This window comes from Halalkalibacter urbisdiaboli (assembly GCF_002156385.1).
Lineage (GTDB): Bacteria > Bacillota > Bacilli > Bacillales > Bacillaceae_D > Halalkalibacter_A > Halalkalibacter_A urbisdiaboli.
Genome location: NZ_MVJM01000002.1, coordinates 841,373 through 864,836, shown reverse-complemented (window position 1 = coordinate 864,836; position 23,464 = coordinate 841,373). Strand labels below are relative to the sequence as shown.

The window sequence follows — 23,464 nt, the reverse complement described above, 5'->3', positions numbered from 1 at the left end:
TAAAAAGATGAGAAAAGGAAAAACGAGTGAAAAGAAAAAAGAAGGAATTCTAAGAAACATAATCAATGAAATTCGAGATTCAATCTTCATTGAAATAACTTGGAGAATATTATTCTTTATTCCAAGAATGCTTATTCGTTTAATAAAAAACTTATTTTAACTAAAGAAAGATAAGGGAGTACCCATTAATGGAGAAATTAAATACGCAAGAACATTTTTCGTTATTGGTGGAAATCATAGTAACTATAATCTGAATTTACAGTTGGCTGAAGAGTTGCATCATTTGTTAGAAAAAAAATATCCAGGTTTGAGCGAGGGCACTGAAAAAGGGTGGGTTTCCCTTTTTCAGTGTCCTTTAAGTAACGTGCGAAGCCATTACTTCTTCTTTGAGTTACTTAAGAAGGTTTTTCAGTGCCTTCGTTTGAGCCGAGGTGTTATAACGAAAGCAGGTCAAGGAACAAATGGACGGTTTAATCAAGATCTTTCAGAAAAGGCCATTTTAATAGAAGTTGGTGGTATTTATAACACCTTAGATGAAACGTACAGAACGGCAGAAGCACTTGCGGAGGTATTCTCAGAGTATTATTGGGCTAAGCAAAAAGTAAATGAATAAAGACACGTATTTTTTTGTATAAACGATTAATAGCTACTGAGAACAATGAAGACATTTCTAACACCTTTTCTTGCATTCCTGCAATTTTTGCAGGGGTGTTTTCTTTTTATCATTACAAAAGGAAATAAGTGTTAAAATTGAGTTGTGATAATCAATTTTTTTGATGAACGGTGGAGGATATTTAAGAAAATTTTAAAATTAAAGGCAATGGAGGTTTTAAAAATGAAGCAAAATGTCAGTACCGAAGAAGCGATTAAAAGGTGGGATAGCTTCGCAGATACATATTCCAAAAAACATACTGAACAAGGAGACCTACATAAAGAAGTCTTTTTAAATCCCACTTTATTTTCACTTATGGGAAATGTAGAAAATAAAAAAGTGTTAGATGCTGGATGTGGTGAAGGGTATCTTAGTAGAATTTTATCCAAGTCTTGTGCGGTTGTAACAGCAGTCGATTATTCTCCAAGAATGATAGAAATAGCTAAAAGTAGAACGCCAAAAGATTTGTTAATTGATTATAGCCAGGGGAATTGTGAGGACTTGAATACTTTAGAAGATAAAAGTTTTGATTTAATAGTATCCAATATGGTTATCCAAGACCTTGCAAATTATGAAAAAGCATTTCAAGAAATGTATCGGTTATTAGAGGATGGAGGTTATTTTATTTTTTCAATATTACATCCTTGTTTTGTTACCCCAGAAAGTGGCTGGGAGAAAACAGAGGACGGTAGAAAATTGCATTGGAACGTAGATAAATACTTTTATGAAGGCGCTTATGAGCAACGTTTAGGTGATAAAGAAAAAATGTTATTATTCCATAGAACATTAACGAGTTACATAAATACTTTAATTAAAATAGGTTTTGTCTTAGAGGGCATAGTAGAACCGAAGCCATCAATAGAGATGTTACAAAAATATCCTTCATTTGAAGAAGACTTTAGGTGTGCTGACTTTATAGTTTTTAAATTAAAAAAGTAATTGGATTAAATCTCATTACTAGAAGAAACAGCTTTATTTGTAGATGGAGAAGGTATAAAAGTAATTGGGACAAAACCTGCCTATATTTTTGATGGAACAAATAAGAAAGCTATTCAACCTGAGCTTTATTGTTAAGTTAAAGGGAGTATAGTTCAATAAATAAAAAGGATATTTATGGTATTTGCTTTGATTTCCCAATTATTGATGACCATATATACACAAGTAGCGATATTTCACAACTGGACCACTTTAAATAAGGGGCAAAATTTAAACTACGGTGAGTGCAACTTTGACATAATTTTAGATTATTAATCATCCAAAAAAAAGGAATTGAATGCATCAGGACGAAATCCTTTTTCAATGAAAAAATATATAAGCATGTAAGGAGTGAACAATTTGGCTACTTGGGTTACACACTTTAGGATTGCTGAAGAATTATTAATAAAAGAACTTCCTGTTTCAACAATTGATTTTTTGGTTGGTAATATTGGTCCAGATTGTGGACTTATCGGAGAAAATGGTAAACCCACACCTCCAAAAGAGATTACGCATTTCGAGATTGAGGGAAAAATTAACTCTGATTCTTTTTACCAAAAATATCTTAGTGACGAAAAAGAGAGTTTATCTAGTGAATTTTCCTATTATCTTGGATATTACATACATTTGTTGACTGATGAGGAATGGATTGAATTCATCGAGCAAAAGAAAAAAGAAAAAGTGTACCAAGAAATACTAAATACTCCTGAATATATTAATCTAGTTAAGAGAGATTGGTACGGTTTAGATTTTTTATATCTTAAAAATCATAAAGATAATATTTTTTGGAAAGAGTTTCAACACATTACTGATTTTCCAGAGTATTTGAGTTTCTTTCCACAGGGTCAGACACTTGAACAGATTAGAAATATTACTAATTTTTATCATAGTCGGACGATTTCCGATGACCACGAGTTTATTTATCTTACGTCATATGAAGTCGATGAGTTTGTAGAAAATACTGTACAAACGGTTAAGGAATTATTAAATCAAAGGATGCGGACACAGCTAGTATGAGGGGATTTCAGCACAGGTAATTTACTTTTCGTAAGTAAAGGAATCGATAGACACCAGTTAATTATGATCGGTCATATTAAAGTTCAACAAGAATATCAGGGATGTCCAAAGCTCTGAGCTCGTAATTTAAACTAATCTCCTTTAAATTAATTAAATTCGTCGTTATTACAACAAGTACACAGCATTTTTGATGTGATCAAACTAGACCGAGTGGTGTTCCTAAGTACACTTTAAAATACAAAACAGTGGGAAATGATTGCTTCCCACTGTTTTTCTACATTATTTAGCTGGTTTAATAATTTTGAAAAGTTGACACCACTAAGCATTTTGAACAAATATCGTTTGCTCTTGCAGGATAATTGCAGAAATAAGTATAGTTACAAATGAATCTACATTGTACCTGACATAATAGTGAAACTTCAAATATAAAATTGAGCAACCTAGTCAAACTTAAAATAGATATGCAAGATGATTATTGTGCTTTCATACCTAATCTTGTGATATTAATATCAATATTAATATCAACGCTTAAGTTTTTATAGTACTTACTGTAATCACTATTTGACTTAATTTGTTCATTCCAAAACTGGGGATGTTTAGCTTGAATATACTTCCCAAATCCAAAGATGTCTGATTCCTTTTCCTGAGTTTCCTTAATTACTTTTTTAAATTCTTCTGTTAAAAAGTCTTTAGCTTCAGTACGGATTAATTCAATAACTTCTGGCTTACTTATATCTATGTTTTCTCCAATCACCTCATTTATTATTCCAATTAATTCGACTTGAACAGTGACCTGAGGTTTGTCATCTATCATCTTAACGACATAATTAGATTTTCTAAAAGTGGTTTGGAGCATGACAAGACTATCTTTTTCTTTAAGTGGGATCAAATGGTTTGCGCCTCCTGGATTATCACCCGTAATCCCAATAAAATAAGCTATTTGATAAGGTTTTGTTCGACCAACATAAGCATCTCCCTTAAAATAAGCAAGTCCATCAATTTGAATTGTATCTTTCTCCTGAATACTAATATAGGGTAAAAAGGCGTCTTGACCGATTGCATCAATTCTTGACCAGAAGACACCTACATTCCCATTCGGTAATTTTCCCATTGCTACTGCTTGTTTGAAAGAGTAGGATATAAATAAAGCAGGAACACGTTCCAATTTTGGGGCAATATTCATTACTTGTTCAGCATTGTCTTCGATTACGGCCATCCATAAAGTCCTTCTAATTTCTGCCTTCCTGCGAAAATATTCATTTACTTCTTGAATATTTTCTGATGCAACTTTCTTTGACATAATTACGACTTGAAGCTGTCCCAGGAAAATAGGGTGAACAACTTTCTTTTGCATATTTTCAATTGCGTCAGAAAGGGTATGTCCTTTCGCTGATAAAACAAGGACTTTCTCTTGAGTACTCCCACCACCACCACCTATGTCCCCGCGAGTAGCGCCCAGAGGAATTCTTCCTGGTACTGCTATTTGGGCAGAAATTTTATAAAAATCTTCTTTATCTAAAAGTTCCATACCTTCTGGATGAGTACTGCTTATCTCCTCTTCTTCCACTTTCACCTTATCTATGGAAATTGCAAGAATAGTTGCTCTCTCTTCGATTTCATATCGATCCCAACAGCCAGTTATTAAAAAAAGGAGCATTGCACACCAGAAAATTCTTAACGTATACGTTATAGTTATCTGATTTTTATTAATTCGATTCATAATCTTACACCTTTCCCATTTCTAAATAAAGAAATGATGTAGAGTAGGAAAGGATAAATGATGGTAAGAATTAAACCATATTGTCCAAAATTCATAAAATGATAAACGTCCACTATATTATGAGGAAGTAAAGTTAATACAATAAAAATTGGTAATAAAATAAAAGTTATAGAACGATGACTTTTTAACTTAAACACTCTACTAGCAGTGTAGGCGGATAAAAAATAGCAGGAAAATATAGTAGTAAAACCAGAAAGAATCCAAACTAATAAAAAGATAATATCCATCCGGTCAAATATTTCTCCTGGAAGCTCAATCATTCTCGCTAAAATTAACATGGGCCAAGTTTCTATTTTAACTGTTTCTATTCCTAAAACAGCTATCGTAATTAAAGTGATTATTAATATAAATATCCCTGCAGTAGTTACTCCAATAAAGCTCCCTTTAGTAGCTTGCTTCTTATCGACCATAAAAGGGACTGTCAAACTTATTATAAAAGTACCGATTTGCATAAAAGGAAGCCCAGCAATCTTAATTCCTTCTAGAAACAAAAGTTGCAAAGAATATTGTTCTCTGTCAAAAATGGGAAGTAAATTGATGGTTTCCACATCCTTTAACAGAATAAGAATTAAGAAAATAATCGGTATGATAATACATGGTAGGTAAAAAAAATGGATGTGTGCAAAGGTGGAGATATCATTCCTGACAGATATGGCAACAACGATAAATATCATCAATGTTGTCACAAAGATAGGAGTCTCCAATAACATTGTTGTATTCATCATACTTGAGAATTCTCTTGCTACCATTGATGTTAAGAAAATAATTAAGAGAACAATTGTTATTCCGAAAAATCTGCTTAACGGTTTGCCAATTAAATGATCAGACAATTCAATAAAAGACAGCGTAGGAAAATTTGCGACTAGACGAGAAAGAATAAAAATCCCAACTAATGAAATCAGAATAGCAATTAAAATAGAAAATATAATGCCCTTCCCTACAACTATACCTGATAGTCGAGGGAGAGAAAGTATACTCACACCAATCATGGTGTTCATGATGATAGCAATAGTTTGCATGATTGTAATTTGTTCTGATTTTATTTCCTCTACATTCATAATTGTTTTCATTACTCCTCACTCCTTGCTCTTTTCCTGCTATCGTCTAATGGCTCCCCATGTTCAAAGTCTATATCTGTAGCTCTTCTCCGGTTTTTAGGCCTTAAGCTTTCCGGACGATCTAATAACCAGCGAATAGGCGATCGAATGAAAGAATCCTTTAATTCATCCCAATTACTAGGTGAAAATGGGCTCATGTAGGGGAGACCAAAAGATTTCAGTGATAGCATGTGATTAATGATGAGGATTAGGCACATCATTAATCCGAAAAGCCCAAAAGCTGATGAAAAAATTAGCAATGGAAATCTTAAAATTCTAATAGTGACCGCTAGATTATATGCTGGAGTCGTAAATGAACTTAATGTAGTGAGAGCAATTATAACTACTGTAAATGGGCTAATAAACCCAGCTTCCACTGACGCTTGCCCAATGATAAGAACTCCAACGATACTTAATGCGCCACCAATAAGTTGTGGCATTCTAATCGTAGCCTCCCGTAGAACTTCCATAATGATTTCCATCAAAAAAACTTCAATTGCTATAATTACCGGGACACCGGCTCTACCTCCAGTAACCGCTACCATATAGCGCGTAGGAATTAACTCTGGATGAAACGAAATTACAGCTACATAAACCGAAGGAATGACAAAGGACAATATTAGAGATAATTGACGGATCATCCGTATTAAACTTGAATATAAAGATCTTTCATTGTAATCCTCTACTGTCTGTAAGAATTGATTAAAGGTAGCAGGAGCAATTAAGGCAAAAGGTGAACCGTTTACCATAATAGCAACCCTTCCTTCTAATAGAGCTCCAACAACCTTATCAGGACGTTCCGTATTTTGAATCTGGGGAAAAGGTGACTTTGGATTATCTTGAATTAGTTCTTCAATATAGCCAGAATCTAAAATACGATCAATTTGTATCTGCTGGAGCCGATTTTCTACCTCTTTTACTAGGTCTCCATTTGCAATATTCTCCAAAAATAATACGACTACCTTACTTTTAGTTATTTCTCCTATCGCCATTTCTTTTATTCTAAAATCAGGTACAGGTAATCGATAACGTAACAGAGATATATTCGTATCAAGCTGTTCAATAAACCCTTCTCGGGGTCCGCGAATTACTCTCTCCTGCTCTGGTTGAGTAATACTTCTTTTTTCTTGTTTGTGAGTATCTATAATGAAGGCTTCGGTCAGATCATCAATAATAACAACGGTACAACCGAGTAAAATTGAGTTAACAACATTTGAAAATGTGTCTGCACAACTCACCCCGTTATGATGTAAGATTTTTGTCAAAACTTCATTTTTTGTATTAGAAGCAGTAAAATCATTAAGCGAATGATCCTGAAGCTTAAAATTCATAAGGGGTTCTAAAATATCTCTATTTATGACTTCTTTATTAACTAAACTCTGGATAAAGACAACTACAGCCTTTTTATTGTTCAGTGTTTGGAATCCCCTAATAATTAAGTCCATATCTGACTTGAAAATCTCTTTTATTTTTGTTTTGTTTAAATCTACATTTTCAGAAATAGCTTCTTCACTAACTTTATTTAAACTGAATTTATTATTTTTAGGGGAGTGAAATTGTCTTTTTGAGCCGTTATGTTTACCCTTTAGTTTCGAAATATTCTTAATAAAATTCATGATTAGTAAACCTCCTCACTGGTATTATCTTCATAAAAACTTATATAATACAAAGCTGGGGGTCCCTTGCAAATAGGTAAATTAGACGAAAGGGATAAAAAGTCTATTTACTTTACTGACCCAGATGGTCACAAGTTTGAATTTCATACAGGTAACTTACAAGATAGATTGGATTATTATAAACAGGAAAAAATACAAATGGAGTTTTACGATTAAATAATTTCCGTGTTTAGTAATAGGTGCTTAAGTGAAAGAAAAGGAGGCGATCAATTATGTTAAGAGGTGTCCATATGATCAAGTATTTAATTTTTTTCCTATTGATATTAACACTTACAGGATGTACTCAATTTACCAACAAACAGGAAGATAGGAAAATAGATTTCACTCAAGAGCTGTCCAAAAGTGGAGAAATTGCCAAGAAACAAATTGAAGCGGAATCCTTTGAGATTATTAAATATCTGGGAGTCAGTAAGTATGAATTTACGGAGAGTGAAATCGATGAACTACCACATAGTCAAATATGGGCAGTTCAACGTACAAAACCACATGAGTATGCTGGTAAGAAAATCGATGTAGTCCAATTCCATGTTGTAAATCATCCTCTAAACGAGGTCGAGTCCGGAGATGTTTATGTTTCGGTTTTTGTTTATGATGAGGAAGTCATTGCAGGAACATCCTACATTAGTACAGGCGAAGGTGGTTATTATCCTTTAGATGGTAAGTGATGCAGATCTTTAATCCTTTCTAATCGGTTGTCCGTTGTCATATTTTTCGTATGACATTTTTTATTGTATATAATTGGTAAAACTTGTGTTATATTTTAAGAGGCTATTAATGAAGGAGGTAATGTATGGAGGCTGACTGGGTGTACGTAGCGTCAATTAGTGTTGCCGTTATTTTTTTGTTCGTCGCAGCTTTTCAAGTACTACTTTCCCTTGGTTATCCTTTAGGCGAAGCGGCAATGGGGGGCTATTATAAAGTTTTACCAAAACGGTTACGTCTTGTTAGTGCAGGGAATGCTATCATTCTTTTATTTATGGGCTTTCTTTTCCTGCAACATGCTAATGTAATCTCAGTTGGTTTTACCTTTTTCCCTACTCATATATTAGTCTGGGTATTTACTATTTTTCTTGGTATAAATACAATAGCCAATCTACTATCAAAGAGTGAGAAAGAAAGATATATGATGACACCGCTATCAAGTATTGCCTTTATATTATGCTTTTTTGTTGCTATATCTTAAGTTGAACTTACTCGGGAGGTTATGATGATGATGAGACCTAATTCAGACGAGTTTCATCCAAGGGGTGAGACCTATATCAAATTGGTTCCCGACGGAAATCTGTTGACTATTTTGCGGGACCAACATGATGAGTCGATGTTATTGCTGAAAGATTTATCGGAACAACAATCTCTATACAAGTATGCGGAAGGCAAGTGGTCACTTAAAACGGTTATTGGACATATAGCTGACGTCGAAAGGTTATGGAATTATCGCATTCTTCGGATTGCAAGAGGGGATGCGCACGAATTTTCAGGTTATGACCGTGATATCTTCACGGAGTCTGCTGCTTTAGACGATATACCATTAGTAAATGTACTTGAAGACTTCTCAGCGGTCCGGCAATCTACGCTTACGCTTATTCGTAATTTGAGCGAGCAAGCGTTACTTCGCCGTGGTGAGTTTAATGGGCATCCGTTGTCGGCACGCGCAGCTGCTTTTATCATCGCAGGTCATGAAGCCCATCATATGCACATTATTAAGACAAAATATCTATAATAGTAGAATAAAACGACAGGCGTTTCTACACGAGGTGGGGACGCTTTTTTACTACAATTAAATTAGAGCCCGGAAAGGCAGGAACACTCATGTTGGATAGAGCGGAAGGTTCAAAGGCTATTGAACGTCAACCAGCTTGGTTACAACGTTACATTGATTCCCCAGAAAAGCAAAAACAATTGTATAGACGGACGTTATTAATCATTGTCATATCACAAATCTTTGGTGGAGCTGGTCTTGCTGCGGGGGTAACTGTCGGAGCACTTCTGGCACAAGACATGCTAGGGACAGATAGTCTGACAGGAATTCCTACTGCGTTATTTACTTTAGGTTCTGCGGCTGCTGCACTACTTGTAGGACGACTTTCTCAACGCTATGGACGGCGTACGGGGCTTGTAACTGGGTTTTTGGCAGGAGGTATTGGTGCGGTCGGTGTTGTAACTGCGGCATTCATTCATAGTATTTTTCTTTTATTTGCTTCACTGCTAATCTATGGTGCCGGAACCGCAACAAACTTACTAGCACGTTATGCAGGCACGGATCTTGCAAGTGCGAAGCAACGAGGAACTGCGATTAGTATGGCTATGGTATCGACGACTTTTGGTGCTGTAGCCGGACCTAACTTAGTAAATGTATTGGGTGATTTTGCACAGTTCATTGGAGTTCCTGCACTAGCGGGACCATTCATTCTAGCAGCCGTAGCCTATATTCTTGCTGGCTTGGTTATTTACGCCTTACTTCGTCCCGATCCTTTCATTATTGCTAAAGCACTGGCGGATGTTAAGAACACTGAACAAAATCTTGCACTTTCAGAAAAGCAGACGAAAGTACCTATGCGAGAAAAACGAGGCATGGTTGCTGGAACGATCATTATGGTCTTAACTCAATTTGTCATGATGGCTATTATGACAATGACACCAATTCATATGGGGCACTATGGCCATGGTTTAAATGAGGTAGGGGTCGTCATTGGTTTTCACATTGGAGCTATGTTCCTTCCCTCAATCGTAACGGGCTTCCTTGTTGACAAAATTGGACGTACGGCTATGTCAATTGCTGCGGCTACTACATTACTAGCTTCCGGTATGCTAGGTGCTTTTGGGCCAGCTGATTCAATGCTACTACTCAATGTTGCACTCATTTTACTAGGGCTTGGCTGGAACTTTGGTTTAATTAGCGGTACAGCGATCATCGTTGATGCAACTTCTACTCGTGCAAAGACGCAAGGGTCTGCCGATGTTTTAGTCGCTCTGTCTGGAGCAGCGGGTGGAGCAGTTTCAGGTGTAGTTGTCGCTTATACTAGTTTTGCTACCTTATCTCTTGCTGGCGCTCTCCTTTCACTATTCGTTATTCCAGTGGTCATTTGGTCTCGTAAAGGAAAGCATAATTGACTTTAAAATGGAAGACCCTATCATTTAGTGCAAAATCAAAAAAGTGAAACAGCGATTTGTGATACAGTTATATTTAACTCACCTATATGTAAAAGTGTTAAATGTTTATTAGGAGGTATGCCTATGCCTGATTGGTCTTATCACTCAATTTTTAAACCACTCCTTTTTAAGCTGCCTCCAAAAAAAGCGAGAGATGTTACCTTTGGGGCATTAAATCTTTTATCTAGGTTTCCTTTTGGGTCTTCGGTGATCGCCTTTTTTGGACATATGGAGCCACCAGCTGAAATCAAGAAGTCGATTTTAGGGGTAGAGTTCTTCTCACCGGTCGGTTTGAACGGAAGACTGGACCCGGATTTAGCCTCTTTACGAGCGATGACTCAATTTGGGTTTGGATATATCACAGTTGGTCCGGTGACATTAAAACCGGTCAAGGAAGAGCAGGTAAGGCGAGACGTTCATCAAGAGGAAATAGGGTATGAACGTCTTGATGCAAATAGTGGATTGGAAGCAACTTATAAATGCTTGAGTACTCTTAACAAGAACGGCTCGAAGTTGATGGTAAGAGTCCGTTACGAAGGGAATTTCTATGAAACGTGCATTATTATCGATAGGTTATTGGCGATTGCAGATTTATTTATTATTGAAGGAATAGACGAAGATAGTACCTTTCGTAAGCTAAAAGAAAGATATTCGTTCCTCCCTTTGCTCATCGGTGCACAGACTCAATGTGCTCATATAGCTAGCGAGCTACTACAAATGGAACCAGATGGTATTGTGTTGGATGATCTTAGCGGTACGCCAAATACCGGCTATCGGGTTGGTAAGGAGTCAAAGACACGTTGTTTAGACGTGATTCGTCATCTGCGTAAAGAGAACCGGACAATCCCAATTATCGCATCAGGGGGAGTAACCGAACCTCAGGATGCACTGGACTTATTGGATGCTGGAGCGAATTTAATTCAAGTGCATAGCGGGTTAGTTTATAGTGGCCCTGGTTTACCTAAACGAATTAATGAGGCTTTGGCAGCACGAAGCAGAACGACTGAAGTCGCTTCCTTTAAGGAGTGGGGCTGGTTATTTTTAATGGGACTAGGTGTATTTCTTGCGGGGATTATCGCGATGGTGTTTGCCTTAACTTCTGTCATTCTTCCGTACGATGAGAATTTCTTGGGGTTGACGAAAGAGCAGCTTCGTCATATAAACCCTAAAATACTAGAGTTTATGTCGCATGACCGTAATACATTAGCTGGAGTAATGATATCAGCTGGATTTCTCTATATGCAGCTAGCCTATTACGGAATACGTAAGAAGGTGCATTGGGCGAGGAAAGCCTTTGTCATTGCAGGAGTCTTGGGCTTCTTAAATTTCTTCTATTTTATCGGGTTTGGGTATTTCGATCTTCTCCATTTTGTTTATAATATGCTATTGCTGCCGTTTTTTATAGCCGGACTTCTATGTAGTCGTACGATGCGAAAAGGAGAATCTGGGGTTAATGTTCTTAATCATCCTAGCTGGAAGCGCAGTCAGATTGGACAGTTATGCTTTGTTGTTATCGGCTTCTCCTTACTTTTGGGTGGAATCGTTATTTCGGTAATTGGGATGACGACCGTGTTTGTCCCTACGGATCTCCTCTTCTTACAGCTTGGCCCCGAAGAGATTATCAAAATAGATCCTAAGCTCATCCCCTTGATTGCCCACGATCGAGCTGGCTTTGGTGGAGCTTTGCTGTCGGAAGGCTTCCTACTATTGTGTATTTCATTATGGGGATTTAGAGAAGGTGAGAAATGGATATGGTGGACGTTCTTTTTTGGCGGACTACCAGGATTTATCGCCGGTATTGGTACTCATTTTCATATAGGCTACACGGATTTTGTTCATCTGCTTCCTGCGTATTTTTTAGTTGCTTTATATGTCATTGGTTTACTATATAGCTTCAACTATCTTCATAAGAGGGAGCCCATTAAGGAACAGATCTGAGGATTACAGAAAGGGTGGTCAACTTGGGAAAAACTACTGAAAGCACCGAATCAACAATTGTCATTGGCGGCGGGGTAGGCGGGCTTTCCGTAGCTAATGCCCTGCAGCAAGTAGGGAGGAAGGTTTCAGTATACGAAAAGGCAATAGAGCTTAAAGAAGCGGGGGCAGGGATTGTTTTAGCTGCAAATGCGATGTGGGCATTGGAAAAATTAGGAGTTGCTGAAAAGGTTCGTACGATTGGCTCCCCTGTAAAAAAAGCTGAAATCCGCACCTGGGATGGCAAGCTCCTCGTAGACGTACCTGTTCATGAACAGGCGAAGCGAAATGGCACGTACAGTTACTTAATTTATCGACCGGACTTACAACAAATTTTGTATCAAAAACTAAAACCTGACACAGTTGTATTCGATAGAAAGCTTGTCCGAATTGAACAGGACTCTTCAAGCATTAGAGCGATATTCGAGAATGGAGATGTTTCAGAAGGGGATTTAATCATTGGCGCTGACGGGGTTCATTCCCAAGTTAGGAAAACGATAATTGGCTCAACTCCTCTACGCTATTCCGGATTCACGGCCTTTCGCGGTATATCCCATTTTGAGAGTGCAAATTTCCCGGTTGAACTTGGAGGTGGCTTTGAGGCTTGGGGCTTTGGGAAAAGGTTTGGGTTCTCCCATCTCGGGAAAGGGCGAATTTTTTGGTTTGCCGCGATTAATGCCCCACAGGGACAGCTCATTACAATCGAGGAACGGAAGAAAACAGCTCTGCAACTATTTAAAGGCTGGTGGGAACCGATTGAAGCGGTCATTGGGTCTACCGATGAATCAAATATTCTTGTCCATGAAATTTTTGATCGGAGCCCTGTTAAGCATTGGAGTCAAGGAAGGGCTACTTTGTTAGGGGATGCAGCCCACCCTATGCTGCCGAACCTCGGGCAGGGGGGCGCTCAAGCGATGGAGGATGCTCTAGTATTAGCCCGTTGCCTAAAAGCCCAGCCCGACCATGTTCAACAAGCATGTAGGAAGTATGAACAAGTCAGAGTACCCCGAACGACGAAAGTGGTACGGAAATCTAGAATGATGGGCCGATTGATGCAGCTTCAAAACCCGTTCGCAATCGAATGTCGAAACCTTCTTTTACGAACAATGCCGGACTCATTCCAAATCAAGCGCTTAGAATGGTTATTTAACTATGAGGTGTAGATTCATACATATGTTGGAGGCTGTTCCAAGAGGTTGACTTTCTCCTTTTGGAACAGCCTCCTGTTAGTTATATCGAATAGTTCAACCAGTTTCCTACAGAGCCGCCCATCTTTTCATAAAATCTTTGCGCACGTTTATTATCGGTTGCAGTGACCCACGCCATATAGGCATAGCCATTTTCTTTCGTGAAGGTCTCGCAAGCGTTAAACAGTTCTTGAGCTACTCCGGTTCCTCTTGCGTTTTCAATGACAAATAAATCATTCATGATCGTTATTTTATCTGCCTTTGTCGTACTAAAACTAAAATATAATGTTGCAAAGCCAACGAGCTTTCCCTCTTGTTTGGCAATGAATTGAATTCCTTGTTCTTTTTTTAGTAAGGTCTCAATTAAACGATGTAGCTTTTCAATAGGTGGTTTAGGTCTTTTGTAAAAGTCTACGATATACTGATACATTAAATGGGTTAATTCGTTTACATCCTCTTGTTCAACCGTTTTGATTATTAGGGCCATGTTTGTTCCTCTCCTCTTTTACATTTATTGTTTATTGCATAAATTTACAACAGTATGTAAATTTATGCAATAACTTTTTTAATGGAAGAGAGTGAAGATACGATCATCCGCGAGATTTTGAGTGTTTATTATGAAATCGAATCATCTTAATCGAGCACTTGCAACGAGCAAGTGCTTTTCTTTGAATTAAGAAGTATATCAACTATGAGCCTTTTGATTTTTCTTGCCCTGTTATTTTCTTAATGAAGCGAACGGGCCGAAATTGAAATTTCGTTTCTGTTAAGCTGTACCATAGAAAAATCGGAGAAAGAATATTGAACCCTAGAGTCGTAATAATAATTCCCCAAACAAGCCATTCCGTATTTAAAACGTTTTGATAGAACCACGTATTAAACAGGTTCATGAAAGCGACATCCTCTCTCTACTGTTGTAATTAAAATTTTCCCAGTAATTGAATAATCTATGCAGATTAACAAACCCTACTTGAAAAGGTGATGTGAGGAGTATGGTGATGAATATTAGGGAGCGTTTAGATCAAAACATGTACATTCGATTACAACAGAATATCGATGAGATTGATTTGATACTAGGTGCTCCTTCTGACCTGCAAAAGAAAGAGTTTATTATCGGTGACCTTAATTTGGACGCTGCTCTTATATACCTTAATGAAATGGTGAATGACACCGTGATTGATAAGTCAATCTTGGCACCGTTAATCGGAAAGCAGCTCGACAAGCATCTATCGAATCATGAGGAAAGGGAATGTCCCTCTCTATCGGAGTTAGCAAAAAGTAAAATCTATGCTTCTGTCAAAAAAGAAGTGCAAACCTTTCAGGAGGCTATCGACAGTATTTTGAATGGAGATACAGTATTATTGCTTGATCAATGTGAACATGCAGTTGTTCTTTCTACTTCTGGAGGAACGAAACGTTCAATCGATGAGCCTCAGACAGAACCAGTCATAAGGGGGCCAAGAGACGGTTTCGTTGAATCGATAGGCGTAAATATCGCTCTTGTGAGAAGACGGATTAAGGACCCGATGCTGCGGATGCAATCGATGAATATTGGTCAACGTTCAAAGACAAGTGTAGCGATTGCTTATATTGAAGGGATTGTAAAAGATGGCTTAGTCGATGAGGTGCTAGAACGGCTAAAGCGGATTAAAATTGATGCGATCCTTGAAAGTGGCTATATCGAGGAATTAATCGATGATGCCCCGACGTCCCCATTTATCACGGTTCAAGGTACGGAGAGGCCGGATAAAGTTGCCTCAGGGATTTATGAAGGGAGAGTTGCTATTTTTGTTGATAATACCCCATTTGTTTTACTCGTCCCGACTCACTTTTGGCAGTTTCTTGATGCGAGTGACGATCATTATTCTCATTATTGGATGGGAACATTTTTTCGAATCATTCGCTACCTTGCTTTTATGATTAGTTTAAGCTTACCTTCCTTGTATGTGATGTTAATTAGGTTTCATCAAGAAATGCTGCCAACACCGTTAGCGATTACAATTGCAGCCGGCAGGGAGGTTGTTCCTCTGCCTGTTGTTTTAGAAGCTCTTGTGATGGAGTTTGCGTTTGAGTTGATGCGGGAAGCCGGACTTCGAATGCCGAAGCCTATTGGCCAAGCGGTTAGTATTGTTGGCTCTTTAATTATTGGTCAAGCAGCCGTAGAAGCCGGATTAGTTTCTCCTGCCATGGTGATTATTGTCGCGACAACTGGAATTGCTTCTTTCGTCATTCCAAATTATGCAGCATCGTTTTCTGTTCGACTGCTTCGTTTTCCACTATTACTTGCATCAGGAGCATTAGGACTATTAGGTTTCTCCGTTGTTTTTGTTGTGCTTCTTATTCATGCGATTTCCTTGCGTTCCTTTGGAGAACCTTATCTCTCCCCGGTTATGCCACTAAACAGCACTGAGCTAAAAGATTCATTGCTTAGAGCACCTTTATGGACGCTTGATGAAAGACCGAGTACAGCGAAAGGGGATGAGCGAAGAGAAGGGGATAACCAAAAACCTTCTCCTAAGAGGTAAGATTTTATGAGGAGATGACTGTGGTGAAGAAACTCGTATTAAGTCTCAGCCTATTCCTGCTTTTTTGTTCAGGCTGTGAGACAAGGGCAGAAATTGATGATATGGCATTAGTCATGGCGGTAGGTTTAGATAAGGGAGAAGATGACAAAATTACGGTTACTACTCAAATTGCCAGACCTGGAGATGTGAGAGGCCAAGGGGGATCTGGTGGGGGAACAGGAGAACCGATTTGGACAGCTACTGGAGAAGGGGATACGATTTTTGAAGCAATTCGTAATGTAGCGAGATTTTCTTCGAGGAGGGTATATTGGGGGCATAACATTATCATTGTCGTTAGTGAAGAAGTAGCTAAGGAAGGAATTGTCGATCTCATCGATTTTTTTTCAAGAAATAATGAATTGAGAATGAGGACATGGGTTGTCGTTACCGAAAAAAAAGCAAGCGAAATTGTTGCAATGAAAACAGGGCTAGAAGTGGTTCCTGGAGTATCACTAGACCAGTTATTTAGATACAGTCCGATTTTATCGGAGGCACCAAATACGGACATGATGACATTGTCAAAATCCTATCTAGGTGAGAATATTCACCCGTACTTGGCGCTTGTTCATATACGGGATAGAGGAGTGGACCCAACTAAACCAAAGGAGTTTGGTAGTATCCCCCAAGTGGAGTTGTTTGGTACGGCTGTTTTTCGAGATGATAAGATGGTCGGGAAATTAGGCCCGAGAGAAAGCAGAGGGATGCTTTGGTTTGTTGAAAAAGTGGGAAATGCAATTATACCAGTACCTTGCCCGAATGGAGACGGAAAGGCGAGTATTGAGTTGAAGCATAATCAATTCAATATCGACCCTATTTATGAACATGGCAAGGCTCGCTTTGATGTGGAAATTGTATCCGATTTGGATTTGGTGGAGTTGGGTTGTCCTATTAAGCAAGACATTACCGATGTGATGAAAAAACTAGAAGAGGGTGTAATTAAACATTTAGAACAAGATATTGAAGCCATGCTTGAAATGGTGCAAAAGGAATACAAAGTCGATGTGATTCGGCTTGGCCGAACGTTTCGGGAAAAGTATCCTCAGCATTGGAATGAGATAAAGGACGATTGGGATGAGTTATTTCCTGATGTAGAGGTCAATGTCAATATAACCGTTCATTTAAATAATCCTCAGCTGTTAGAGAAACCAACAAGACCAAGTAAGGAATGAATAAAATGAAACGACGTATTCAAATATCGAATGGCATGTTAATTGCGATTATTATTAACATTGTATACGCTAAGTCGATCGGCGTTACACAGGGAATATTGGCGAGACAGGCTGGGGGAGATATGTGGTTAATTACGATATTTTCAACCATCCTCGGCTTGGGGGTTATGTGGTTAATGGTTAAAATCATTAAGCGCTACCCTGATAAAAATATTTTTGAGCATATGAACGTCCTCACTGGGAAATGGGGAGAAAAATTAATAGGACTGTGTATTTTCATTTTTTTTCTAGGGGCATTTGGTACAGTCATGATTACCGTCGTGTATCATTTACATGATTTCTTCTTACCCGATTTACCTATCTATATCTTTGTCGTCCTTATTGTCGGTGTGGGTATTTACGGTATTATGAAGGGGGTTGAGGTCATCTCTAGATTAGCACTTCTAGGTGTGTTTTCAATCATTATATTAAATATTCTCCTATTATTAGGCTCGCTTGACTATTTTACAATTAGAGAGTTTTTCCCAGTGTTGAGAAATGGGTTTTTTAATGCAGTTGAAGTCACAAAGCATCATAATGCAGATTGGGCGATGGCAATATTTATGGTAGCGATCTTACTACCTATGGTAAAAGAGAAAGAAAAGTGGACGAAATCATCGAGAGTAGCCATGATATATAGCGGATTACTTATTCTGATGTGGCCGATTCTCGAGGTTGGTGTATTATCTCCTGAGTTAACAGGGCAGTATTTGGTATCCTGTATGCAAATGGCGAGAAGTGCAGAGATAGGTTTGTTTATTCACCGTTATGAACTGATTATGGTCATTTTTTTCGCCATGTCAGCCTTAATACAAGTGATGATGTGTTTGCTGTGTGGAACGATTTCGGTAAAGCATCTATTAGGAATGAAGAAAATAAACGGATTATTTATTCCTGTCAGTCTCATTATGGGAGGATTCGGTTACTGGGTCGTTAGCGATCATAACCGAGCAATGGATTTGTTGACGTATTACTGGCCACCCATCGCCATGCCAATTACATTTGGCGTTCCGATTGTCATCTTTTTGTTAGGACTGGTTTTAAAGAGGAAAGGCGGAGCAAAGGAAGTCTCATCATAATCTTTGATAGCTTAATAACGAAAAAGGGCTGTCTTAAAAGCTTAAAGAGTGCATGAAGGCTGTGCGAAAAGGTTTAAAAAAAAGGGTACTGAAAAAGGGAAACCCACCCTTTTTCAGTGCCCTCTTAAAAACAACCTTTTGGAACGGCCTCTTTTCGTTGAAGCGAGTGTTACGACTGTGCCTTTTAAGAAGGAAGTAATTTTTTTCGTTTCAGCCAGCTTCTTATGACCGCATTGCATTCGTGCGAGGCCTTTGTTGGAACTTGATGCTTTGTTTGTTGGATATACACCACTTCTACATCATGAATTAACCGCCGAAATAGGTACTGATAGGACTGGATGTAATAATCCTTTGCACCGTAAATGAGTAGCAATGGAACGTTTATTTGGTGAAGTCGATCTGCGCTACTGTAATGCAAGCCAACATGGTACTGCTCGGCTAGCATTTGTGAATTCGTTTTTTTGATTTCTTGATAGTGTTCCTTGGCAGCTTGATTATCAGAAAAATGGTTTTTAGCTAGACCTGCTGCCAGGAGCGTCATTAATCCATTTTTGGCAGCCCATATTCCGATCTGATATTCCTTTTCTAATAAAAAGCTTCTCACTGCAAAATAGCCACCGATGAGAATAAGACCGACTGTCCGTTCTGGATAAGTGAGTGCGAATTCTTGGGCGATGCAGGCTCCGTTTGAGTAACCACAAATAACAGCTTTACGTACTCGGTTGGCATCTAACACTCGTTTAACATCGTAAGCAAGCTGTGTCATCGTCATTGGTTCGGAACTTCGACCGCTTTGACCATCGCCTCTTATATCAAACGTAATCAGCTTACATTCATCTATTAACTCAACCTGGTAACGAAATGTTAGATGCCCCACACCCGGCGGTGGAATAAAAATAATCGGCGTTCCTTTCCCGATTGTTTCATAATAAATAGCAGGCTGACGTCTTTCTTTGGCAAAGGGCATACTTGTGTTCATCTCCTTATGTTTATCCCTCAGGTGAAGGGTGAACAGACGGGCACTGGAAAAGGGAAAAGCACTCTTTTTCAGTGGTTGTTATTAAGTAGCAATGGCTCCACACGTTGCTCGCCTGCTATGAGAAACCCACTCAGAGCAGGCTTTTAAAAAGATGGCAACGGCTCCGCACATTGCTTAGCGGGCACTGAAAAAGGGAAAAGCACCCTTTTTCAGTGCCCGCTAACTTGTTTATTTGTTCTTACTATCCCTTTATTCCGGTTCTGTTATTCAAGGTTTTTCCAGTTGTTTATGGACATGCGTTTTCTATTTAGATTGGGATTTAACCAACTTTTTGAAACTTTATGTCAGTTGAAAACGTCTTTTTAAGAAGGGAATACATTTAATTTGTTTTGAGTGAGGTGTTTTAAAATGGAACGTTCAAAAGTTATGACAGAAATAGTAAATTGGGGTAAGGCTATTTTAGTTGCATTCATCATTTCATTTCTTATTAGTACCTTTATTGTACAACCATTTTCAGTAAGCGGTCGTTCGATGGAACCGACACTGGACGGGACAGACCCTATAAATGAAGATAAACCGGGGGATCGTGTCATGATTTTCAAAAGTGCCTACATTTTAGATGAACCTAAGTATAACGACATGGTCATTATCGATAGTCGTGTTAACCGAAAAAGGTCGTTAAAAGATCATCTCACCGAAAGTACAATCGTGAACATGATTTTAAGAGAAAATAATGAAAAAACACATTGGATAAAAAGAGTCATTGGTGAAGCTGGAGATACGCTAGAATTTAACGATGGGAAGATCTATCGTAACGGAATCGAATTAGTTGAAAGTTACATAAAAGAAGAGATGGCATTTCCTTTTGAAACGATAGTTGTCCCAGATAATTATGTATTTGTAATGGGTGATAATCGAAATGGGAGTAAGGATAGTAGAGAGATTGGTCCAGTACCAAGAGAACATGTCATTGGCAAAGTGATTTTTAGATACTACCCTATAAATAAAATCACCAGCTTTTAGGGTTTTTTAACAGTATTGAAGAAGTAGTTAGGTAAATAATTCAAATTGTAGGGGATTTAAAATGAACGACGATTTTAGTTGCTGCGCCCTCTCTTCTAGTTTCAATTTATAAATTATCCGGTAAAAAATATAAAGTTGAAAGTTAAATATAGACTAATCAATATTTAAGAAGCATTTAACCTCAAAATTATAATATCCGACATGAGAAGAACTAGGCTGTTCATGATAACCTCTATATTCAAAAAGATAGGCACGAACTAAACTCCTTTTCTAGGCATAAGTTAACAAATAACACCTAGAAGGGAGCAGAAAAATGGAGCTGCAACAATATGTGGTAAGAACGGAAAGGATACCTGTTCAATTCCCGCCACAGCATCAGCCCTTTCATCCAGGGATTGAATGGTTGATGGTACCTAGACCTATTTCGGAAATTGGTACCTACCGAGCAACAGGGAAATTACAGGGGAAAGTAGCGATCATTTCAGGTGGAGATAGCGGTATCGGAAGGGCAACTGCGTATGCCTTTGCTAAGGAAGGGGCAAATATCGTCATTGCCTATTTAAATGAGCATGTGGATGCATTTGAAACAAAACAGCGTGTTGAGCAATTAGGACAACGTTGCCTAGTCATTGCAGGAGACTTAGGACAAGAAAAGACAAGTTATCAAGTCGTACAGCAAGCCTTAGCGGAGTTCGGCAAAATAGATATTATTGTAAATAACTGTGCGGAATCTTACCCGAGGGAACGGCTAACGGAAATAACTTCTGAGCAGCTTCTCCGAGTGTTTCAATCCAATGTTTTTTCTTATTTTTACTTAACGAAAGCCGCCTTACCTTATTTAAAACGAGGAAGTTCGATTATAAACACAGGTTCGGCAGTGGCGTATGAAGGACAGCAAGGAAATCTCGATTACTCTACATCAAAGGGCGCAATTATTACATTTACCCGTTCGCTTGCAATGGATCTCGTTCATGAAGGAATTCGTGTAAATGGTGTTTCGCCGGGACCGATTTGGACACCGATCATCCCCTCAAGTTTTCCTGCTGAACAAATGATGAGTTTTGGGTATGGGACACCAATGAAGCGAGCTGGCCAGCCGTATGAACTTGCCCCCGCCTATGTGTACTTAGCAAGTGATGATTCGAGTTATGTTACGGGTCAAATGCTTCATGTTAATGGGGGGATGAGAACGGGCAGTTAGGAAGAGGGAGTAAGTCAAAAGGTTTGTAAATTTTTGAAGGGAAGGCAAACTAATGGTTTTTTTAGAACATTAAAATAAATCGGCTGGAACATTATTCTCAGGGTTAACAGTTAGAATGGTTGTTTTGACGATTCGATAAAAAAATTGAAGGGGAAATGCTTGAAAAACGATGTGCAATGCTTGAAAGACAAGAGCATCGCTTTCTTGTTTAATTAACGCTTAACAAGCGAATCTTCTTACTAATTCTCTTAATTACGTCCTTAATTCGGAATCGGAACATCATTATTTAGAACAAGAAGCATTCAAAAAAGAGGGGAGAACAGTTATGAAAACGATAAAGGTTCGTGTTGTTCTATTACTTGTTTTAATGGTAGGTTGTCAAACTACAGAGACCTCTCCAATTAAAATGAAGCAAGCACAAAAGAACGTTCAAGAATATATACCTTCATCTGCAGATGTAGTTGATAAGCATGGTGAAATTAATAACATTCAGAGATTTATCGAATTCCTAGATAAGGTTAAACTCGGGCAAAAAGATAATATTCGAGTAGTTAAATATACAACAGAAGGTGACCCTATGCTTCAGGATCTTGAATATGATGGTAAAGTGATAAAATCAACAACCGATACACGGAGAGATCAATTTGGAGTAGGAAGTATAAATACTACGACTTGTGCCTCAATTGAAGTGATTGAAACTAGTGAGAGAACGGACTACATTCTTGAAGGCTGTGAAACTATAATTGATAATACTATATTAGTTACATGGAAATAGCGACACGCTCTTTTCAAATTGATAGTAAGATGTTATCTTAACGGTTGGTGTAAAACTGAAATGACCCTTTTAGTTAATTTTAGTTTATTAATAAAACAAGTTGGTGGTTAAGATAAAAAATAAAAGTATAGCAATAGAAACCTGTAATGATATTTTTTCTAATTGCAATGATATACCGGAACTAGGCTATCAGTATTTAAGGTGGAATTTTGATTTGGATTATGAAACGAAAAGCTTTGAATGGCTGGTTATAAATGCAAATCTAATTTCAGCGATTGAGAAGGATACGCTTAAGAATGTTATTGTAAATATATTAAAGGGATTACGAACCTATACTGATTTAGAAAAGCTGTTCAAGGACAAATCAGAATTGGATAAATTTAGTGCTGCTAATAAATTACTTCCCTTCAAACGCATACTCTCTGTCATCCATAATTAGCTTATATTTGGATTCAAAACCTACTTATTTAGTAAAACTGAAACCGGATATAGACACTAAATAAAAAAGTGTCTATATCCGGTTTTCCATATATTCTCCAAAAAAATGTAATGGGTTAAATGTTATCATTAAGCTATGTATTACGGAGGGGATTGAAATGCGAATAGAATTATTTTATTCATATCTAGTTGTTTTCTTATTACTGATGGGAGGTTGTTCGAATTTAGAGAAAGCCAAAGAGGTTCGGGTTATTGGACAACTGAAACCACCTGAAGAAGGACAATATCATATGTATGCCTATTTTAATTTCCCGAATGGATTTCCAAGTGAATCGGAAATGGAGAAAACAGAAGATGAAAATCTTCAATGCCAATACGAAGTTTATGAAACGATGAATGAGAAACTTCAGCTTGAGAAACTTCATGTATTTGGCGTTCGAAAAAAAGAGCATGTTCAAGAACAAATCGAAGTTCTAAACATAGATAAATTCCCAACTTTTATCGTCCTAGATAACACGGGAGTTCTATTACAGACTTCCGACATGAGTGAAGTAGACGCCTTTTTACGACACATTCCAAGTATAGAAGATAGATAGGACTCAAAAGGAGAAAAAGAATCGTTTTTTTTGTTCGAATGAAGAAATAGGTTAATGAATCAAAATGATGATTACTATTATTGAGGGAGTGGA

At 37.9% G+C, this 23,464-nt stretch carries 22 protein-coding genes and 2 pseudogenes; 18 read left to right on the top strand and 6 right to left on the bottom strand.

What is annotated here, in order from left to right:
* Positions 1-163: 163 nt before the first annotated feature.
* The 3 genes and pseudogenes from B1R93_RS23960 to B1R93_RS12045 form a co-directional block, all read left to right on the top strand.
* Positions 164-613, top strand: a pseudogene (locus B1R93_RS23960) (stage II sporulation protein P); the annotation flags it as partial.
* Between the two features lie 222 nt (positions 614-835).
* A complete protein-coding gene (locus B1R93_RS12050) occupies positions 836-1,591 on the top strand; it encodes a class I SAM-dependent methyltransferase (protein WP_088104203.1) in 756 nt (251 codons plus the stop codon).
* Between the two features lie 396 nt (positions 1,592-1,987).
* Positions 1,988-2,644 carry a zinc dependent phospholipase C family protein gene (locus B1R93_RS12045; protein WP_088104202.1) on the top strand — a complete coding sequence of 219 codons (657 nt, stop codon included), beginning with the start codon at positions 1,988-1,990 and terminating at the stop codon, positions 2,642-2,644.
* Positions 2,645-3,116: 472 nt separating this feature from the next.
* Here B1R93_RS12045 and B1R93_RS12040 read toward each other — a convergent pair whose 3' ends face one another.
* Genes B1R93_RS12040 through B1R93_RS12030 form a run of 3 tightly spaced genes read right to left on the bottom strand, consistent with a single transcriptional unit; the run spans position 3,117 to position 7,137 of the window.
* Entirely contained in the window at positions 3,117-4,364 is a 1,248-nt protein-coding gene (locus B1R93_RS12040) for a Ger(x)C family spore germination protein (protein WP_088104201.1), read from the bottom strand.
* On the bottom strand, positions 4,361-5,494 hold the full coding sequence (locus B1R93_RS12035) for a GerAB/ArcD/ProY family transporter (protein WP_088104200.1): 1,134 nt from the start codon (positions 5,492-5,494) through the stop codon (positions 4,361-4,363). The genes B1R93_RS12040 and B1R93_RS12035 overlap by 4 nt, the downstream gene beginning before the upstream one ends.
* Positions 5,494-7,137 (bottom strand): spore germination protein, encoded by a 1,644-nt coding sequence (locus tag B1R93_RS12030; RefSeq protein WP_088104199.1) that lies wholly within the window; start codon positions 7,135-7,137, stop codon positions 5,494-5,496. Before B1R93_RS12030 ends, B1R93_RS12035 begins: the two co-directional genes overlap by 1 nt.
* Before the next feature lie 84 nt (positions 7,138-7,221).
* Here B1R93_RS12030 and B1R93_RS12025 point away from each other — a divergent pair.
* The 7 genes and pseudogenes from B1R93_RS12025 to B1R93_RS11995 form a co-directional block, all read left to right on the top strand.
* Positions 7,222-7,353, top strand: a pseudogene (locus B1R93_RS12025) (metallothiol transferase FosB); the annotation flags it as partial.
* A 56-nt stretch (positions 7,354-7,409) separates the two neighbouring features.
* Positions 7,410-7,862 carry a hypothetical protein gene (locus B1R93_RS12020; protein ID WP_088104198.1) on the top strand — a complete coding sequence of 151 codons (453 nt, stop codon included), beginning with the start codon at positions 7,410-7,412 and terminating at the stop codon, positions 7,860-7,862.
* A gap of 125 nt (positions 7,863-7,987) precedes the next feature.
* Complete coding sequence (locus tag B1R93_RS12015; protein ID WP_088104197.1) at positions 7,988-8,380, top strand: hypothetical protein; 393 nt, start codon at positions 7,988-7,990, stop codon at positions 8,378-8,380.
* A gap of 21 nt (positions 8,381-8,401) precedes the next feature.
* A complete protein-coding gene (locus tag B1R93_RS12010; protein ID WP_342587523.1) occupies positions 8,402-8,917 on the top strand; it encodes a DinB family protein in 516 nt (171 codons plus the stop codon).
* 89 nt (positions 8,918-9,006) lie between these two features.
* Positions 9,007-10,308, top strand: coding sequence for an MFS transporter (locus B1R93_RS12005; RefSeq protein WP_088104195.1), 1,302 nt, complete (start codon positions 9,007-9,009; stop codon positions 10,306-10,308).
* A 123-nt stretch (positions 10,309-10,431) separates the two neighbouring features.
* On the top strand, positions 10,432-12,285 hold the full coding sequence (locus tag B1R93_RS12000; RefSeq protein WP_165763799.1) for a dihydroorotate dehydrogenase: 1,854 nt from the start codon (positions 10,432-10,434) through the stop codon (positions 12,283-12,285).
* 23 nt (positions 12,286-12,308) lie between these two features.
* The gene (locus B1R93_RS11995; protein WP_207634154.1) at positions 12,309-13,484 is read left to right on the top strand and encodes an FAD-dependent monooxygenase; all 1,176 of its coding nucleotides are present in this window, start codon (positions 12,309-12,311) and stop codon (positions 13,482-13,484) included.
* A gap of 67 nt (positions 13,485-13,551) precedes the next feature.
* Here the strand turns inward: B1R93_RS11995 and B1R93_RS11990 are convergent, their stop codons facing one another.
* Both B1R93_RS11990 and B1R93_RS11985 read right to left on the bottom strand, forming a co-directional pair.
* Positions 13,552-13,995, bottom strand: coding sequence for a GNAT family N-acetyltransferase (locus B1R93_RS11990; protein WP_088104192.1), 444 nt, complete (start codon positions 13,993-13,995; stop codon positions 13,552-13,554).
* Positions 13,996-14,197: 202 nt separating this feature from the next.
* Complete coding sequence (locus tag B1R93_RS11985; RefSeq protein ID WP_088104191.1) at positions 14,198-14,398, bottom strand: hypothetical protein; 201 nt, start codon at positions 14,396-14,398, stop codon at positions 14,198-14,200.
* Between the two features lie 108 nt (positions 14,399-14,506).
* On the opposite strand from B1R93_RS11985, the gene B1R93_RS11980 reads away from it, so the two are divergent.
* Genes B1R93_RS11980 through B1R93_RS11970 form a run of 3 tightly spaced genes read left to right on the top strand, consistent with a single transcriptional unit; the run spans position 14,507 to position 18,359 of the window.
* Complete coding sequence (locus tag B1R93_RS11980; protein WP_245308270.1) at positions 14,507-16,033, top strand: spore germination protein; 1,527 nt, start codon at positions 14,507-14,509, stop codon at positions 16,031-16,033.
* A gap of 23 nt (positions 16,034-16,056) precedes the next feature.
* Positions 16,057-17,241, top strand: a complete 1,185-nt coding sequence (locus tag B1R93_RS11975; protein WP_165763798.1) for a Ger(x)C family spore germination protein — start codon at positions 16,057-16,059, stop codon at positions 17,239-17,241.
* A gap of 5 nt (positions 17,242-17,246) precedes the next feature.
* The gene (locus tag B1R93_RS11970) at positions 17,247-18,359 is read left to right on the top strand and encodes a GerAB/ArcD/ProY family transporter (protein ID WP_088104189.1); all 1,113 of its coding nucleotides are present in this window, start codon (positions 17,247-17,249) and stop codon (positions 18,357-18,359) included.
* Positions 18,360-18,543: 184 nt separating this feature from the next.
* Here B1R93_RS11970 and B1R93_RS11965 read toward each other — a convergent pair whose 3' ends face one another.
* Positions 18,544-19,326, bottom strand: coding sequence for an alpha/beta fold hydrolase (locus B1R93_RS11965; RefSeq protein ID WP_088104188.1), 783 nt, complete (start codon positions 19,324-19,326; stop codon positions 18,544-18,546).
* 420 nt (positions 19,327-19,746) lie between these two features.
* Between B1R93_RS11965 and lepB the strand changes: the two genes are divergently transcribed.
* The 5 genes from lepB (at position 19,747) to B1R93_RS11940 (ending at position 23,371) form a co-directional block, all read left to right on the top strand.
* A complete protein-coding gene (gene lepB, locus B1R93_RS11960; RefSeq protein WP_088104187.1) occupies positions 19,747-20,361 on the top strand; it encodes a signal peptidase I in 615 nt (204 codons plus the stop codon).
* 313 nt (positions 20,362-20,674) lie between these two features.
* Positions 20,675-21,562 (top strand): SDR family oxidoreductase, encoded by an 888-nt coding sequence (locus tag B1R93_RS11955; RefSeq protein ID WP_088104186.1) that lies wholly within the window; start codon positions 20,675-20,677, stop codon positions 21,560-21,562.
* A 325-nt stretch (positions 21,563-21,887) separates the two neighbouring features.
* Positions 21,888-22,337: a DUF4362 domain-containing protein gene (locus tag B1R93_RS11950; protein ID WP_088104185.1), complete on the top strand. Its 450-nt coding sequence runs from the start codon at positions 21,888-21,890 to the stop codon at positions 22,335-22,337.
* Between the two features lie 214 nt (positions 22,338-22,551).
* A complete protein-coding gene (locus B1R93_RS11945) occupies positions 22,552-22,776 on the top strand; it encodes a hypothetical protein (protein ID WP_088104184.1) in 225 nt (74 codons plus the stop codon).
* Positions 22,777-22,933: 157 nt separating this feature from the next.
* Positions 22,934-23,371 carry a hypothetical protein gene (locus B1R93_RS11940; protein ID WP_088104183.1) on the top strand — a complete coding sequence of 146 codons (438 nt, stop codon included), beginning with the start codon at positions 22,934-22,936 and terminating at the stop codon, positions 23,369-23,371.
* The last annotated feature ends 93 nt before the right edge of the window (positions 23,372-23,464 follow it).

Excerpts from the sequence above, each read along its gene's own strand:
- B1R93_RS12050 (WP_088104203.1), top strand. The coding sequence starts at position 836 with ATGAAGCAAAATGTCAGTACCGAAGAAGCGATTAAAAGGTGGGATAGC.
- B1R93_RS12040 (WP_088104201.1), bottom strand. The coding sequence starts at position 4,364 with ATGAATCGAATTAATAAAAATCAGATAACTATAACGTATACGTTAAGA.
- B1R93_RS12035 (WP_088104200.1), bottom strand. The coding sequence starts at position 5,494 with ATGAAAACAATTATGAATGTAGAGGAAATAAAATCAGAACAAATTACA.
- B1R93_RS12030 (WP_088104199.1), bottom strand. The coding sequence starts at position 7,137 with ATGAATTTTATTAAGAATATTTCGAAACTAAAGGGTAAACATAACGGC.
- B1R93_RS12020 (WP_088104198.1), top strand. The coding sequence starts at position 7,410 with ATGTTAAGAGGTGTCCATATGATCAAGTATTTAATTTTTTTCCTATTG.
- B1R93_RS12015 (WP_088104197.1), top strand. The coding sequence starts at position 7,988 with ATGGAGGCTGACTGGGTGTACGTAGCGTCAATTAGTGTTGCCGTTATT.
- B1R93_RS12010 (WP_342587523.1), top strand. The coding sequence starts at position 8,402 with ATGATGATGATGAGACCTAATTCAGACGAGTTTCATCCAAGGGGTGAG.
- B1R93_RS12005 (WP_088104195.1), top strand. The coding sequence starts at position 9,007 with ATGTTGGATAGAGCGGAAGGTTCAAAGGCTATTGAACGTCAACCAGCT.
- B1R93_RS12000 (WP_165763799.1), top strand. The coding sequence starts at position 10,432 with ATGCCTGATTGGTCTTATCACTCAATTTTTAAACCACTCCTTTTTAAG.
- B1R93_RS11990 (WP_088104192.1), bottom strand. The coding sequence starts at position 13,995 with ATGGCCCTAATAATCAAAACGGTTGAACAAGAGGATGTAAACGAATTA.
- B1R93_RS11985 (WP_088104191.1), bottom strand. The coding sequence starts at position 14,398 with ATGAACCTGTTTAATACGTGGTTCTATCAAAACGTTTTAAATACGGAA.
- B1R93_RS11980 (WP_245308270.1), top strand. The coding sequence starts at position 14,507 with ATGAATATTAGGGAGCGTTTAGATCAAAACATGTACATTCGATTACAA.
- B1R93_RS11970 (WP_088104189.1), top strand. The coding sequence starts at position 17,247 with ATGAAACGACGTATTCAAATATCGAATGGCATGTTAATTGCGATTATT.
- B1R93_RS11965 (WP_088104188.1), bottom strand. The coding sequence starts at position 19,326 with ATGCCCTTTGCCAAAGAAAGACGTCAGCCTGCTATTTATTATGAAACA.
- lepB (WP_088104187.1), top strand. The coding sequence starts at position 19,747 with ATGGAACGTTCAAAAGTTATGACAGAAATAGTAAATTGGGGTAAGGCT.
- B1R93_RS11955 (WP_088104186.1), top strand. The coding sequence starts at position 20,675 with ATGGAGCTGCAACAATATGTGGTAAGAACGGAAAGGATACCTGTTCAA.
- B1R93_RS11950 (WP_088104185.1), top strand. The coding sequence starts at position 21,888 with ATGAAAACGATAAAGGTTCGTGTTGTTCTATTACTTGTTTTAATGGTA.
- B1R93_RS11940 (WP_088104183.1), top strand. The coding sequence starts at position 22,934 with ATGCGAATAGAATTATTTTATTCATATCTAGTTGTTTTCTTATTACTG.